Genomic DNA, 14,411 nt, shown 5'->3' with positions numbered 1-14,411 from the left:
CGCTCAGCCTCGACGCTCCGACAGTTCAAGTACCGTGCCGACGGGGTCGACGAGGAGGACAGTGCGGCGTGGCCGCGGGGAAAGGACGTCCGCCGGCAGCGCAACCGGCCCGGCGAGGAGCCGCGCGCCCGCCGTGACGCAGGCAGCGACGGCATCGTCGAGGTCGGCGATCCAATACGCGTTGCCCTGGAAGCCGGCGCGGGGCGGCCGCTGGAGCGGGCGGATGTCGCGGCAGGGCGCGGGGCCGTCAACGACTTGGATCAGTTCGAGGCGAGCCGGCGGCATGTCGAGCAGGGCAACGCGCAGCGCAACCTCGCCGGGAAGGAGAAGGAGAGCGTTCAGTTCGCGGCTGCGGATGTCGAAGACGCGCAGCGGCGCTAGCCCGAATGCCGCGCGGTAGAATGCCAGTCCGCGCTCGACATCGTCGACCCCGACCGCGGTGATCACCGCCTCCGAGACGGCGAGGTGCGGCTGGTCGCGCAGGGCGCTTGCCGAGCCGGTATCCTGAATGAGCGCCGAGCGCAGGCCGTCGGGCGGCTCGGCGATCGCTTCGCGGACGGTGATCGCCCCTATCTGATAGGCAAGGGGGGCGGACCAGAGCGAAAAGCCGGCCTCGCGCACCCGCGCGCATATGCCATCGAGGTCGCGCGCGAGGAAATCGACGTCGAAGATGCCGAGGTCGGTCAGCATCGTCGGGGGCGGCGCCGGCAGCAGCGCTTCGGCGATTCGCACCCGCCCGCGCGGGACGGCGGGATGGCCAACGACCCGGAGACGGAGCGCTCGATCGGCGGGGATCCCCCACAGCGCGGCGTAGCCCGCTCCGCCGACCTGCCCCTCGTCCACCACGTGGAGCCCAAGGCCGTCGACAAAGAAGCGGGTCGTCGCCTCGAGGTCCTGCGCACCGACGCACACCTGATCGATCCCGCCGAGCAGCCGCGCGGTCATTCGGGCCCAGCGGCAAAGCCGGCGCGGTCGCGAGCGGTCTCCGCACAGGTGATGTCTTGGGCGCCGGTGCCGCCGCTGCAGCCGATGCCGCCGACGACGTGGCCGTTCTTCCAGAGCGGAACGCCGCCTTTGGACAGCACCCATTGCCCGCCCGACACCGTGATCCAGGACTGGTATACCTCGGGCCAGGCTTTCGCCCCTTCAACCAGCGCCTCGGTCGTCGTCCGGAAGTGGACCGCAGTGCGCGCCTTGGCGACGACCGTCGTCATCGCCGCCACGGGAGCGCCGTCCATCCGCCGCACTTCGATCGGGTGACCGCCGGCGTCGACGACGGCGATCGCCATTGGCACGCCGATCTCGCGCGCCCGCGCTTCAGCCGCTTCGACCAAGCGGAGCGCATCGGCGAGCGTTAGGGCGGGAAGACAGCCAGCATGGTCGGTCATCGTTTCTTCCACCTTCGTGCAGGTCTCTGCGCCCGCTGAGGACGCACTCGCAAATGCTGGCGCGAAGCGTAGAATAGGCCGCGGAGAAGCGCAAACAGATGCTTGATACCGCGGTTTCCCAGCTTGTGCTCCTGTCCGAGGTCTTGAGACGGCGTTTCCCCCGCTCGTGCCCCTGCCGGTGGGACAGAAGCGGAGCCAACGCTGCTTCGCAGCGCGCCGGCCTCGCTGCTGGCGCGGTCGGGCGGCGAGGTCGGCGCTGCGCGATCTCCCCCTCACGCCGAGAACGCGCTCGGGCATCGCGAGCACCGGCCTCATCCTCGACCAGACCGCCGGCTGAGGTCCGCAGCGCTCCGCGCGGGAGGCGGGCGCTTCCCCCTCTGCGCCCGCTCTCGGAGCGCGCGGCCGCCTGCTGCCCAGTCAAGAGCCGACGGGCAGCAATGTGATCGCCCATTCGGGAGAGCGCTCATGATGACTGCAACCGATGTCTATCGGGTCGCCGAGGAGCTGTCGGCACGCTTTGCCGAGCTTGCCGACGAGACCGACCGCACGAGCCGATTTCCTCACGAGAACATCGCCGCGGCGAAAGCGACCGGCTACGTGCTGGCGGGCTTGCCGGAAGAGTTCGGCGGGTGGGGCGTCGGCGTGCCCGACCTGTGCCGGACGATCCGCATCCTCGGCCGCGGCTGCCCGAGCACGACGCTCGGGCTGCTGCAGCATCAGCTTTCGCTCTACCTCCTCGGCGAACTGGTCCGGCGCGGCGCGTGGGACGGCGCCGCCTTTCTGCGGGAAGTTGCGGCGAACCGATGGGTGATCGGGTTCTACGGGGGGCTGCCCGAGTTCGAAGGCCGCGTCCCTCGCTCGGCAACGCGGGTTGAAGGCGGCTGGCTGTTCAACGGCCGCGCCGGCTGGGGAACGCTCAGTCCGGCGGCCGACTTCGGCATCCTCTCCTGCCCGGCCCTGATCGACAGCGAGCCGATTGCTGTCAGCGGACTCTTCTCCTTCTCCGACCCCGGCGTCAAGCCTCAGAACGACTGGGACGCTCTGGGGATGCGGGCGAGCGGCAGCCAAGACCTAGTCTTTGAGAACGTGTTCGTCCCAGACGAACGGGTCTTCTCTCTGATCCCTGACCGCGACCGCCTCAGCCCTGACCCCAACAACCTGAACTTCCTCGCGTTCAGCTACGGCGTCCTGTTCATGATGTCGCTCTATTTGGGGGTCGCCGACGCCGCCCGGCGCATCCTCATCGACACGCTGACGACGCGAACACAATTCGGCTCCACCCAGCCGCTCGCCGCCGACCCGCGCCTGCCGAGCCGCGTCGGCGAAGTGGAGATCATTTGGCGCTCGGCGAATGCGTGGCTCGACTTGCTCATCATGCGCCACCCAACCGCAGCCGGCTGGGGGGCGACAGAGCATCTCGAAGCGATGGCGATGAAGGACTACGTGTCGCACGCCGCGGTTGAGGTCGTGACGCGGGCGATGGAGATCCTGGGCGGCGTCGCGCTCTATCGCCGAACCGGGCTCGAAAAGCTGTACCGCGACGTGCGCAGCGCCACCGTTCACCCGCTGAATCATCTGGCGGCGACGGAACTTCTGGGAAAGCACGCGCTCAGCGAAGGACGACCGCCGCGCTGATGCGGAAGCGACCTGCCCAGCGGGTACAACGGTGAGAGAGATGGAGCCGACACCCGGATTCGAACCGGGGACCTGCCGCTTACGAGGCGGCTGCTCTACCGCTGAGCCATGTCGGCAAGCACGAAGCTAGTATAACCGCCGCTCCGCTTGCCCTTCAATCGTGACGGACCGTTCATCCGCCAACTGCTGTTGGGACGCACGTCTGTTCGTGTAGACTCCGCATGATTATGACCCAGTTTTCGCCCGCAACGCGGCAGCAGAGGGCGTCAGCATGCTGGATGGAGCCGCGACAACATGCCTCTTGACCGGATCGTGGTCCGTGGCGCGCGCGAGCACAATCTCAAGAACATCGACGTCGAGATCCCCCGCGACAAGCTGGTGGTGATCACCGGCCTCTCCGGCTCCGGGAAAAGTTCCCTCGCCTTCGACACCATCTACGCCGAAGGCCAACGCCGCTACGTCGAGTCGCTCTCGGCCTATGCGCGGCAGTTTCTCGGGCAGATGGAGAAGCCGGACGTCGATCACATCGACGGGCTTTCTCCTGCGATCTCGATCGACCAGAAGGGGGCGAGCCGCAATCCGCGCTCGACTGTCGGGACGATCACCGAGGTCTACGACTACCTCCGTCTGCTCTTCGCCCGCGTCGGCCGGCCGCACTGCCCGGTGTGCGGCCGGGCGATCGCGCGCCAGACGGTCCAGCAGATCGTCGATGCTCTTGCCGAGCTGCCGAGCGGCACGCGCATTCTCATCCTCGGGCCGCTCGTCAAGGACCGGAAAGGGGAGCATGTCGCCCTGCTCGATGAAGTGCGCAAACAGGGCTTCGTCCGCGTGCGTGTCGACGGCCAGATGCGCGACCTGAGCGAGCCCATCACCCTCGACAAGAACAAACGCCACACGATCGAAGTCGTCGTCGACCGGCTGGTCATTCAGCAGGAGGACGGCGTGCTCGTCGATGCTGCCCGCCTCGCCGACTCCGTCGAGACGGCGCTCAAGATCGGCGAAGGAGTGATGATCGCGTCGGTCGTCGGAGGAGAGGAACTGCTCTTTTCGGAGCGGCTCGCCTGCCCGGAAGGGCATGTCTCGCTCGCCGAGATCGCGCCCCGCACCTTCTCGTTCAACAGCCCCCACGGTGCCTGCCCCGACTGCACCGGCCTCGGGACGCGGCTTGAGATCGACCCCGACCTCGTCGTTCCCGACCCGCGCCTCTCAATCGCCGACGGCGCCATTGTCCCCTACACCCGCCGCACGAGCGAGGCAACTTGGTACCGCAACCTGCTGGGGGCAGTGGCGGAGCATATCGGCTTCTCGCTCACAACGCCGTGGGCGGAGCTGAGCGACGAGGCGCGACGCATCGTCCTCTACGGAACGGGGCCGACACCGATCGTCGTCCGCTATCGCAACGCCCAAGGCCGGGTCCGCGAATACACCACCACCTACGAGGGGGTCATTCCGAACCTCGAGCGGCGCTACCGCGAGACCGACTCCGATTGGGTGAAGCAGGACATCGAGCAGTACATGACGACCCGCCAATGCCCGACCTGCCGCGGCAAGCGGCTGCGGCCTGAAGCGCTCGCTGTCCGGGTCGGCGGCAAGAACATCGACGAGGTCGTCTCGATGTCGATCGCCGATGCAATCTGCTTCTTCACGCTGCTGAGCGACGAGCGGCCAGCCGACGGTCCGCCGCTCCTGACCGAACGCGAGCGGGCGATCGCCCACCAGATCCTGAAAGAGATCCGGAGCCGGCTCGGCTTTCTGATGGACGTCGGCCTCGACTACCTGACGCTCGACCGGCCGGCCTCGAGCCTGTCGGGCGGCGAAGCGCAGCGCATCCGGCTCGCCACCCAGATCGGCAGCGGCCTGATGGGCGTCCTCTACATCTGCGACGAACCGTCGATCGGCCTCCATCCTGTCGATGGCGAGCGGTTGATCCGCACTCTGAAGCGGCTGCGCGACCTCGGCAACACGCTGCTGATCGTCGAGCACGACGAGGCGATGATCCGCGCCGCCGATTACATCATCGACATGGGACCCGGAGCAGGCGAGTTCGGCGGCGAAGTGGTTGCGACCGGAACGCCGGACGAGATTATGGCGAACCCGCGGTCGCTCACCGGTCAATACCTCTCCGGCGCGCGCGAAATCCCGGTTCCTGCGACACGGCGGCGGCCGAGCGGCCGGGTCCTTGAAATCCGCGGCGCGCGCGAGCACAACCTGCGCAACATTGACGTCACCCTGCCGCTCGGGCTCCTCGTCTGCATCACGGGGGTGAGCGGCAGCGGGAAGAGCACGCTCATCCACGACATTCTCTACCGGAAGCTCGCTCAAACGCTCTATCGGGCGAAGGAGAAGCCCGGCGCGCACACCGAGATCCTGGGCATCGAGCATCTCGACAAGGTCGTCAACGTTGACCAGTCGCCGATCGGCCGCACGCCGCGGTCGAACCCCGCTACCTACACCGGAGCGTTTACTGCCATCCGCGAGCTGTTCGCCCAAGTGCCCGAGGCGCGGGCGCGGGGCTATGGCCCGGGGCGGTTCTCCTTCAATGTCAAAGGCGGCCGCTGCGAGGCGTGCAAAGGCGAAGGCTACGTCGAGATCGAGATGCACTTCCTGCCGGACATCACGATCCCGTGCGAGGTGTGCAAAGGGAAGCGCTACAACCGCGAAGCGCTCGAAGTGCGGTATAAGGGAAAAAGTATCGCTGACGTGCTCGATATGACGGTGACCGAAGCGCTGGCGTTCTTCGACGCCGTGCCGGCGCTCCGCAACAAGCTGCAAACCCTGTTCGATGTCGGGCTGGGATACATCCGGCTTGGGCAGCCGGCAACCACGCTTTCGGGCGGAGAAGCGCAGCGGGTTAAGCTCGCCACCGAGTTGTCGCGCCGCGCGACCGGACGAACGCTCTATGTCCTCGATGAGCCGACGACAGGGCTGTCGTTCGAGGATTGTGCTGCGCTCCTGCGCGTCCTCCAGCGGCTGGTCGACGCCGGCAATACGGTGCTGCTGATCGAGCATAACCTCGACATGATCAAAGCCGCCGATTGGATCATCGACCTCGGGCCTGGCGGCGGCACGCGCGGCGGTACCGTCGTCGCGGTCGGCACGCCCGAGGAGGTTGCCGCCAATCCGAACTCATACACCGGCCAGTTCCTGGCGAAAATCCTCCGCGGGCGCGCGCGGACTGCGGTTGGCGCCCGCTGACGTGTTGCGGAACGCAGAGGGCCAGGATTAGGGAAAACCCCATTTGCCGGTCGACGGCCAAATCTGCCACACTGGTGGCGATGGGCTCGGTCCGCCGCCTCCTCCTTCCTCTTCTCGTCCTCGCCCTCACCGCGATCGCGGCTGCGCCTGCTGCGGCGTGGCAGCCGGCCTCGTCCCACCGTCAGGCGGTGCCGAAGGTGGTCGGCAGCCGCAACGGGGGATCTGGGATCACCCTCGGGTCAGCGGCGACGATCGGCGACCGGCTTGCGATCACGGCCTACCATGTGGTGGCGGAGGCGAAGTCGATCACACTTGTCTTCCTCGACGGGACGATAGCGCCGGCCCGTCCGGTGCTGCTCGAGCCAGCCGCCGACCTCGCCGTCCTTCGCGCCGACCGCTCGCTCCCGGCGCGGCCGTTCGTTGTCCGCGATACTCCCGTCCGCCTCGGCGAAGCGCAGACCGTCATCGGCTATCGCCAAGATGCCGCTGAGCAGCCGAGCGTGAAATCGGGGCGCGTGACCGGCTTCGTCACTCCCGGCGCTCTCGGTCCCGACGGCCGCGATTGGCCGCTCATCTCGAGCGACACCCCCGCGTCGTTCGGCGACTCTGGCGGTGCGGTGCTCGATGCGGACGGCAAGCTGATGGGGATCGTCCGCGGCGGCTTGGCGACCAGCAGCGCACCCACGCTTCTTTCCACGCCGGCCGGGGCGATCAACGCGTATCTCGCGCGCGGCTGGGTCCTCGACCGGCAAGGCAACCCGGTCGTCGCTCCCGCGGCGCCGCCGAGCCTCTTCTCTCTGCTCTCCCCGTCTCGTCAGCTGTGGTGGCGCTGGTAGCGCCGCCTGGCACGCTCACGAACCGCCAAACAGCTCCCGGAGCACACCGGCAGCGCGCTCTCTGAAGGCGACGGCAGTTTCCTGCCGTTCCAGCGTCTGCTCAATCAGCTTCCGCCCCTCCTTCAGCGGCGCCGTCGCGAAGAACCGCTTCGCGTCCTCGGCGATCTGGCGGTCCATCACCACCGCAAGGCTGCTCACGGTGCGGGGGACCATGTTGGCAGGCAGCTTCTGAAGGATCTCGTCCCAGTGCCCCTTGATAAATTCCCACGCGAGGTCGCTCGCCGTGAGGTTCGCAAGGACGCGGTTGATCACCAGCGCCGAGTTCTGCGACCGGACCTCGCCGCTGAGCGTCATCTCGAGGGTGCGCGAGGCGAGCGCGCGGTCGCGGAACGCGCCGAGCGCCAGCAGATAGCGCATCTCCTCCTGCGGCGTGGCGGCTGATTTGTAGCGGTCGACGAACTGCGCGTACTCTTCGGCGCCGCCGATGTAAGCAAGAACTTCGACCACCGGCGTTATGAGGTTCGGGTCGAGCGAAGCGCGGTCGTCGAGGTAGCGCGCGTAGCGAGCACGGGCGTGAGCGCGGGTCTCCTCATCGTCGCCGAGGGTCCCGAGCGCCTGGATCAGCTGGCCGCGGAGGGCGCGGGTGAGGTCGCTTTCCTTCGGGGCCGGGTCCCAGCCAAGCTGGTCAGCCTTCGGCTTGAGCAGCTCGCGAATCCGCCGCCGCACCGCCGGCCGCAGGTCGTCGTCGGCGGCGCGGTGGAGATAGCTGAGCGCGCTGATCAGCGCCTCCCAGACATTGCGGTCGTCGTCGTTCGCGAGGGCGCGGGCGAGCGCCATTAGGTCGGCTGGCGTCGCTCGTCCGGCGACCATCGCCGCAGCCGTGTTGTCAACCAGCTGGTAGCGCTCGACGGGATTGAGCGCGCCCACCTGCTCCAGAAGCGCCGCGAGCAGACCGCTCTCGTAGTGAACGCGGTAGAAGCCGCTGCCGCCGCTATTGACGACAACCCGCTCCGGCTGGCCGAGGTCAAGGGCGAGCGTCTCTTCCTCGAGCAGCACTTTGGAGTGGGTCGTCTGCCCGGCGGCTTCTGCGCGCAGGAGGATCGGCACCTTCCAGCGCGTAGTCTCCTCAGGAACGGGCAGATAGCGGAAACGCTGCTGGCGGAGGCAGACCCGCCCATCGTCGCCGCGCGAGACCGTGATCAGCGGAAACCCTTTTTGAAAGATCCAGCTGTCCATGATCGCGCGCACCGGCTCGCCGGTCGTCGCCTCAATGGCATCCCACAGGTCGGTGGTTTCGGTGTTGCCGTAAGCATGGACGCGGAGGTAGTGGCGGATCCCTTCCATGAACCGCTCAGGGCCGAGATACTGCTCGAGCATCCGCAGCACAGCGCCGCCCTTCTGATAGGTGAGGACATCAAACATGTCCGCTGCTTCAGCGGGCCACCGAACGGGGTATTCGACCGGACGGGTCGACTCGAGGGCGTCGACCGCCATCGCGGCGCTCCGCTCGATCGCAAAACTGTCCCAGCGCCGCCACTCCGGCTTCCAGGCATCGACCGCGACCATCTCCATAAAGGTGGCGAACGCTTCATTCAGCCAAATGCCGTTCCACCAGCGCATCGTAACGAGGTCGCCAAACCACATATGGGCGATCTCGTGCGCGACGACATCGGCGATCCGCTCGAGCTCGGACTGGGAGGCGTTCGCCTCATCAACGAGGAGCGCCGTCTCGCGGAAGGTGACGGCGCCGAGATTTTCCATCGCTCCAAAGGCGAAGTCGGGGATCGCGATCAGGTCGAGCTTTTCGGCAGGGTAGGGGATGCCGAAGTAGTCGGCGAAGAAGGTGAGAGCGAATTGCCCGATCGTGAGGGCGTAGTTCGCAAGGTGGAGCTTGCCGCGCGGGGCGACGACCCGCAGCGGCACGCCGCGGACATCCACTGGCGTGGTCGCCTCGAACGGCCCGACGACAAACGCCACGAGATATGTCGACATCTTCATCGTCTCAGCGAACGTGACCGCGACTTTGCCCGCTCCGACAGGCTCTCGCCGGACCTCCGGTCCGTTCGAGATTGCCATCATCCCTTCATCGACGACGAGCGTCACTGCGAACGTCGCCTTGAAATCGGGCTCGTCCCAGCAGGGGAAAGCGCGCCGCGCGTCGGTCGATTCGAACTGGGTCGCCGCGATCACCTGCTGCTGGCCCTGCTCGTCCTTGAACGTGCTGCGATAAAAGCCGCGCAGCTTATCGTTGAGAGTGCCAGTGAAGCGGAGATGGAGACGCCATTCGCCCGGTTCGGCCTCCGCGTCGAGCGCGAGCGTCACCCGCTCGAGCGGTTCGTCGTAGTCGGGCGCTGCCCGAAGCGCGCGCCCTTCCTTGACCAGCTCGGCCGCAGTGATCTCCAGTTCGGCGGCATTGAGAACAATGGCGCGCACCGGCTCGCGCACAGTCACCTCGACCGTCTCCTCGCCGGAGAACGTTGCGGCTGCAAGGTCGGGGACAAGACGAATCGCATAGCGGTGCGGGATAACGGTGCGGGGAAGCCGATACGAGGTCTCGTCCGCCGGGGTGATCGAGGGCGCGACCGACGACATGGGAACTCCTTGTCCGTAAAACCGCGCGCAGCTGAGGGGCTCCTGCGCTGGCGGCTGTTTCCTCGCCGCAATTCTACTAACTCCTTGGAGCAGAGGAGCGAGCCGACCTACACTGGCGGGCAAGGAGCATACCGGTGGTGGTGATCGCGATCGCCAATCAGAAAGGGGGCGTCGGCAAGACGACGACGGCGCTCAACTTGGGCGCGGCGTTCGCAGAGCAGGGAGCGCGGGTTCTCCTAATCGACCTTGACCCGCAAGCAAACCTGACCGCGGCGCTGGGGCTCGAGACGATCGACGCCGGCGAGTCGACAGCGGCCCTCCTCAGCCGCGAGCGCTCGCTGGGAGCGATTGTCCGCGCGCTCAGGCCGAACCTTGCCGTCGCGCCGGCACACCTCGACCTCGCCGCAGCGGAGGTGGCTGCTCAGCAGGCGCTCGCCCGCGAGACGATCCTTCGGGACGAACTCGCCGACCGCGCCGAGTGGGAGATCGTCCTGATCGACTGCCCGCCGTCGCTTGGCCTGCTGACAGTCAATGCCCTCGCTGCCGCTCGCTGGGCGCTCGTTCCAGTTCAGATGGCGCGACTGCCTCTTCTCGGCCTGAACCATCTCCGGGGGCTGATCGCGGCCGTCCGCCGCCATCTCAATCCCGCCTTAGACCTGATCGGCGTGTTGCCGACGTTCTTCGACCCGCGCCGCCTCTACGACCGCGAACTGCTCGCCGACGTGCGCAACGCGCTCGGCGACCTTGTTCTCGCGCCGCCCATCCGGCAGACCGTGAAAGTGCTCGAGGCGCAGGAGCGCAGCCTCAGCCTGCTCGACTATGCCTCGAACAGTGAGCTCGCCGCCACCTACCGCGCGCTCGCTGAGACCCTGCTCGAACGAATGGGGATGGTCCGCTATGCCGTCTAGCCGAGTTCAGCCGACGTTTGCCCGCGATGCGTCCGAGGTGAGCGACCGCATGCTGTTCACGATCGTCGGCGAACGGGCAACCCGCCCCGACCCGAGCGCGAAGATGGTCCCCATCGACCAGATCCGTCCCGACCCCCAGCAGCCGCGCAAGAGTTTTCCCAAGGCCACTCTCGAAGAGCTTGCGAGAAGCATCCAAGATGTCGGCTTCCTGCAGCCAGTTGTCGTCCGCCGTGCCGAAGATGGGTTCATCCTCATCTCGGGAGAGCGACGCTATCGCGCGGCGCAGCAGCTCGGGCTGCGAGAGATCCCGGCGGTGATCCGGGATTTTGATGAAGAGCAGGCGGTCGTTGCCGCCCTGATTGAGAACCTCCAGCGCGAGAACATTCCGCCGGAGGAAGAAGCAGCAGCCTTCGACGCCCTGATGCGGCAGCGCGGCTTCGGCGTGCGCGAGCTCGCCCGCAAGATCCATAAGGACCCTTCCTACGTCAGCCGCCGCGTCCGGGTCTACGAGGACCCCGAGCTGGGCGAAGCCGTGCGCTCCGGCAAGATCGCCGTCTCCACCGCCGAACGTCTGCTCTCGGTGAAGTCGCCCGAGATGCGCGCCCGCATCCGCCAACGCATCCTGCAGGGCGACCTCGACCAGCAAACAGCGCGCGCGCTCGTCCGCCGCGAGGCCGCGCCAGCAGCCGAGCCGCCGCCCCCGGAGGTGAGCCCGGCGCAGCGCGCGATCGCGGCCATCGAAGCGCTGCTCCGGTCGTCGCAGCGCCCGACCAACGAGGAGCGGCGGCGCCTCAAAGCGCTGAGCGACGAACTGCTGGCGTGGGTGTTTAAGTACGGTCCTCTTCCGTGGGCCTGAGCACTCCCTCGCGGAGCGCGCGCTCGATTGCGGCGCGGTTCTCGGCAAAGCCGAAGAACGCCTGCCGGCCGATGACGACGATCGGGACAACAAGCACACCGTAGCGCTGGAACATCTGATGGCGGACGCCGGGGTGGCGGGCGTCCAGTTCGCGGTAGGGAACACCGCGGGCGTCGAGGAACAGCTTGAGCGCGCGGCAATCCGCAGAGTCGGCGCGGGTATAGATGGTCACCGGCGTCAGGGGCGCCCTCCAAGTTCGGCGATCAGCTGCGCGAGCGCGACGCGCTCATTGTCCGGGGCGAGGCTCATCGCCAGCCGCGCCTCTTCGATCGCTTTTGCTCGTGCGGAGGGGTCGTTCGTCTGCAGCGCGAGCTCGCGGTAGAGGAGCGCAAGGTTGCGGCGCGTCGGAAGGTCGTTCGGGACAATGGCAGCGGCGCGCTCGTTCGCCTCGATCGCTGCCCGCGTATCGCCCTGCGCGTTATAGATGAACCCGAGGGCGCTGTGGGCAATCGGCTGGTTCGGATCGAGCTCAATCACGCGCTGGTAGTAGCCCTTAGCCGCCTCGAGATGCGGCGCCGCACCGTCGCGGTCGCCCTCCTGAAGCTTCGCGTTCGCTTGATTCAAGTAGAGATTGCCTAGCTGCAGGAAGGTCGGGAGATAGCGGTTGTCCAGCCGCGCCGCGTGCTCGTACTTCTGGACCGCCTCGTTCGGCTGTCCGAGCGCCTCTTTGGTCAATCCCCACTCTGTCCAGAGATGGGCGGCGTTCGGGCTGAGCCGCAGCGCGCTCTCGTACCAGCGGTCCGACTCCTCAAGCCGCTGGCGGCGCAGCTCGGGGGTGGGGCTGGCCTCCGCCCAGAAGCGATGGAGCCGCCCGAGGTTCGCCGAATGGTCCGTGTTGAGCGGACTTAAGGCGTAGGCCTGGTCGAGCGCGACCTTACTCGCATAGTAGAGCGACTCGCGGCTGACGCCGGCGACGGATGCCAACCGCTGCAGATCGGCCATCGTGCGCGGCACGACGGCTGCGCCCTGCTCCGGCGCGCGCTTCGCCGCCTCGAGATACGCTCGGCCGAGGAACAAGTGATAGAAGTCCTCGCCGGGCGCAGCTTCGATCGCCTTCAAATAGACCGGAATGCTCAAGTCGAAGCGCCCGATCTGGTCGAGCGATTGCGCCTGCTTGAAGCGAATGTCGGCGATGATGGGGTTCGCGAAGCTGACCGCAAGGAGGATGACCAGGAAAGCGAGCGACGGAGCAACCATCCAGAGCGAGCGGTTGGTGCGGGTCAGGGTTCCGCTCGGCGGCAGAGGCAGCGCCGTGGCGAGCGCAACGATGCCGACCCAGACCCACGCGAACGCGCCGAGCACAACGAGCGTGGGAAAGCTGTCTTGGCCGACGAGCCCTTGGACAAGGCGCGGCTGGAACAACAGCAGGTAGACCACGACGACCGTGACGACAACCCACGCGGCTGCTGCAAGCCAGGTAGGACTCGCCGGCGGCGGTGCCGGCGCCGGGGAGGGCCGCCCTTCCGGCCGCCGGCGCCGGCCGCGCGCTTGCGCGGCAGAACTGGGCTTTGCGGGGGTCGGCGCGGCAGCGGGAGCGGGGGCTGGTGCCAGCAGCACCGGGAGCGCCGTCGCCATGCCCATGATCATCCAGAAATGGGTGCGGGTTGACGAGATCGGGATCCCCAGCAGCGCCTCCACAAGGTGGGCGACAACCGCGCCGACCACAGCCACGGCGATCAGCCGGCGATAGCCGGGCGGGGCGTCACGCACAAAGCGGAAGGCGAGACTGAAGAACGTCGTGACGATCAGCAAGTAGGCGAAGAGACCGATCACGCCGTTCGTGACGAGAAAGTCGATCAAATCGTTATGGGAACGGTCGGGCGTTGCCGTCCGCGATTCGTAGTGAGCGAGGGTGGGGGGATAGAAGCGGTTGTAGGCGACGTACATCGTCTCGGGGCCGTAGCCGACGATCGTCCGAAACAGATTGTCGGTCACCATGCCGGCAGCCCCTTTGGCCACCCCGTCGCCAAACCAGATGAGCATCCGCACCCGGTTCGTCCCCGTGGTCACGTCGTCAATGCTGGCAAGCCGCTCCGCGAAGGCGCTCGCCTCGACCAGCGGCGCCCCAAGCGGCGAGTTGAGAAAGGCCATCACCCCAACGAAAGCGACGACCCCCGCCACCGGGGCGAGCAGCAGCAGCCGCCGGCGCAGGGCGACCCCAAGGAAGAACGCCATCGCCACCAGCGAGGCAGCGAACCCCATCCACGGGCCGCGGCTGCCAGTCCAGTAGAGGCAGATCAGGTTAACGAGCAGCGCCCCGCTGTAGGCCGCAAGCAGCGCGATCGTGCGGCCATCGCGTGCTCCGGCCCGGAACCGTGTCGCCACATCGACAAGGCGGGCGAGGAGGAAGGGGAGAACGAGAATGAGGTAGGCGCCGAGAAAGATCGGGTTGCCGGCCGAGCCGGCGACACGGGACTGGACATCGGCCCCCCACGGGAGCGGATCGAGGCCGAGCCGCTGCGACATCCCATACAAGCTGACCGGCACGCTAACGATGATGAACGTCGTGATCAGCCGATCAAGACGGCCCCAATCGCGAAGCCCAGCCGCAACGAGGAAGAACAGCGCGAAGTACAAGAAATTGTTCAGCGTCCCCTGCAGCCGCTGATAGGAGCCGAAGATACTGACGAGCGGCTGAACCGAAAAGATCGTCGAGATGACGTAGGAGAGCGCCAAAATCGCCACTGGCCCAGCAAGCGGGTTCGCTTTGAAGCCCGCGATCCAGCGGCGCGGCAGGCTGCCCGGCGCGCCGGGCAGCTCGAGTTCGCGGAGCAGCCAGACGGCAAGCGCAAAGATCATGATCCCGCGGAAGGCGGTCAGCTTGTCGGGCTCGAACACCCGCGAACTGAACACATTGAAGAAGAGGGGAACCACGATCGCGACCATGAGCCAGCTTGCTTCAAGCAGCCGGTCGAGCTGGGCGGCAAATCGCGTCGGCACG

General features: G+C 67.2%; 10 protein-coding genes and 1 tRNA gene. 5 read left to right on the top strand and 6 right to left on the bottom strand.

From position 1 onward, the window contains the following. Positions 1 to 3 precede the first annotated feature (3 nt). Positions 4 to 945: a VOC family protein gene (locus tag NZ773_03855; GenBank protein MCS6801062.1), complete on the bottom strand. Its 942-nt coding sequence runs from the start codon at positions 943 to 945 to the stop codon at positions 4 to 6. Then, positions 942 to 1,388, bottom strand: a complete 447-nt coding sequence (locus NZ773_03850; protein MCS6801061.1) for a heme-binding protein — start codon at positions 1,386 to 1,388, stop codon at positions 942 to 944. The genes NZ773_03855 and NZ773_03850 overlap by 4 nt, the downstream gene beginning before the upstream one ends. Positions 1,389 to 1,853: 465 nt before the next feature. On the opposite strand from NZ773_03850, the gene NZ773_03845 reads away from it, so the two are divergent. Further along, on the top strand, positions 1,854 to 3,023 hold the full coding sequence (locus NZ773_03845; GenBank protein MCS6801060.1) for an acyl-CoA/acyl-ACP dehydrogenase: 1,170 nt from the start codon (positions 1,854 to 1,856) through the stop codon (positions 3,021 to 3,023). 41 nt (positions 3,024 to 3,064) lie between these two features. Here the strand turns inward: NZ773_03845 and NZ773_03840 are convergent. Continuing rightward, positions 3,065 to 3,139: transfer RNA gene (locus tag NZ773_03840), tRNA-Thr, on the bottom strand. Positions 3,140 to 3,317: 178 nt separating this feature from the next. On the opposite strand from NZ773_03840, the gene uvrA reads away from it, so the two are divergent. Then, complete coding sequence (gene uvrA, locus NZ773_03835) at positions 3,318 to 6,218, top strand: excinuclease ABC subunit UvrA (GenBank protein MCS6801059.1); 2,901 nt, start codon at positions 3,318 to 3,320, stop codon at positions 6,216 to 6,218. A gap of 80 nt (positions 6,219 to 6,298) precedes the next feature. Next, positions 6,299 to 7,054, top strand: a complete 756-nt coding sequence (locus NZ773_03830) for a serine protease (protein MCS6801058.1) — start codon at positions 6,299 to 6,301, stop codon at positions 7,052 to 7,054. Positions 7,055 to 7,069: 15 nt separating this feature from the next. Here NZ773_03830 and NZ773_03825 read toward each other — a convergent pair whose 3' ends face one another. Beyond that, positions 7,070 to 9,646 carry a M1 family metallopeptidase gene (locus NZ773_03825; protein ID MCS6801057.1) on the bottom strand — a complete coding sequence of 859 codons (2,577 nt, stop codon included), beginning with the start codon at positions 9,644 to 9,646 and terminating at the stop codon, positions 7,070 to 7,072. Positions 9,647 to 9,780: 134 nt separating this feature from the next. Between NZ773_03825 and NZ773_03820 the strand changes: the two genes are divergently transcribed. Together NZ773_03820 and NZ773_03815 are read left to right on the top strand one after the other, a co-directional pair. Next, positions 9,781 to 10,554 (top strand): ParA family protein, encoded by a 774-nt coding sequence (locus NZ773_03820; protein ID MCS6801056.1) that lies wholly within the window; start codon positions 9,781 to 9,783, stop codon positions 10,552 to 10,554. Continuing rightward, on the top strand, positions 10,544 to 11,410 hold the full coding sequence (locus tag NZ773_03815; protein MCS6801055.1) for a ParB/RepB/Spo0J family partition protein: 867 nt from the start codon (positions 10,544 to 10,546) through the stop codon (positions 11,408 to 11,410). The genes NZ773_03820 and NZ773_03815 overlap by 11 nt, the downstream gene beginning before the upstream one ends. On the opposite strand, the gene NZ773_03810 is transcribed toward NZ773_03815, so the two are convergent. Both NZ773_03810 and NZ773_03805 read right to left on the bottom strand, forming a co-directional pair. After that, positions 11,382 to 11,642, bottom strand: a complete 261-nt coding sequence (locus NZ773_03810; GenBank protein ID MCS6801054.1) for a glutaredoxin family protein — start codon at positions 11,640 to 11,642, stop codon at positions 11,382 to 11,384. The two genes, NZ773_03815 and NZ773_03810, sit on opposite strands and share 29 nt — an antisense overlap. Before the next feature lie 5 nt (positions 11,643 to 11,647). Further along, positions 11,648 to 14,410 carry an O-antigen ligase family protein gene (locus NZ773_03805; GenBank protein MCS6801053.1) on the bottom strand — a complete coding sequence of 921 codons (2,763 nt, stop codon included), beginning with the start codon at positions 14,408 to 14,410 and terminating at the stop codon, positions 11,648 to 11,650. Position 14,411 lies beyond the last annotated feature (1 nt).

It is taken from the genome of Dehalococcoidia bacterium (genome assembly GCA_025054935.1).
Lineage (GTDB): Bacteria > Chloroflexota > Dehalococcoidia > SpSt-223 > SpSt-223 > JANWZD01.
The sequence above is the reverse complement of the archived record's forward strand: the minus strand, read 5'-3'. Positions and strand labels throughout refer to the sequence as shown.

Excerpts from the sequence above, each read along its gene's own strand:
- uvrA (MCS6801059.1), top strand. The coding sequence starts at position 3,318 with ATGCCTCTTGACCGGATCGTGGTCCGTGGCGCGCGCGAGCACAATCTC.
- NZ773_03845 (MCS6801060.1), top strand. The coding sequence starts at position 1,854 with ATGATGACTGCAACCGATGTCTATCGGGTCGCCGAGGAGCTGTCGGCA.
- NZ773_03830 (MCS6801058.1), top strand. The coding sequence starts at position 6,299 with ATGGGCTCGGTCCGCCGCCTCCTCCTTCCTCTTCTCGTCCTCGCCCTC.
- NZ773_03850 (MCS6801061.1), bottom strand. The coding sequence starts at position 1,388 with ATGACCGACCATGCTGGCTGTCTTCCCGCCCTAACGCTCGCCGATGCG.
- NZ773_03855 (MCS6801062.1), bottom strand. The coding sequence starts at position 945 with ATGACCGCGCGGCTGCTCGGCGGGATCGATCAGGTGTGCGTCGGTGCG.
- NZ773_03825 (MCS6801057.1), bottom strand. The coding sequence starts at position 9,646 with ATGTCGTCGGTCGCGCCCTCGATCACCCCGGCGGACGAGACCTCGTAT.
- NZ773_03815 (MCS6801055.1), top strand. The coding sequence starts at position 10,544 with ATGCCGTCTAGCCGAGTTCAGCCGACGTTTGCCCGCGATGCGTCCGAG.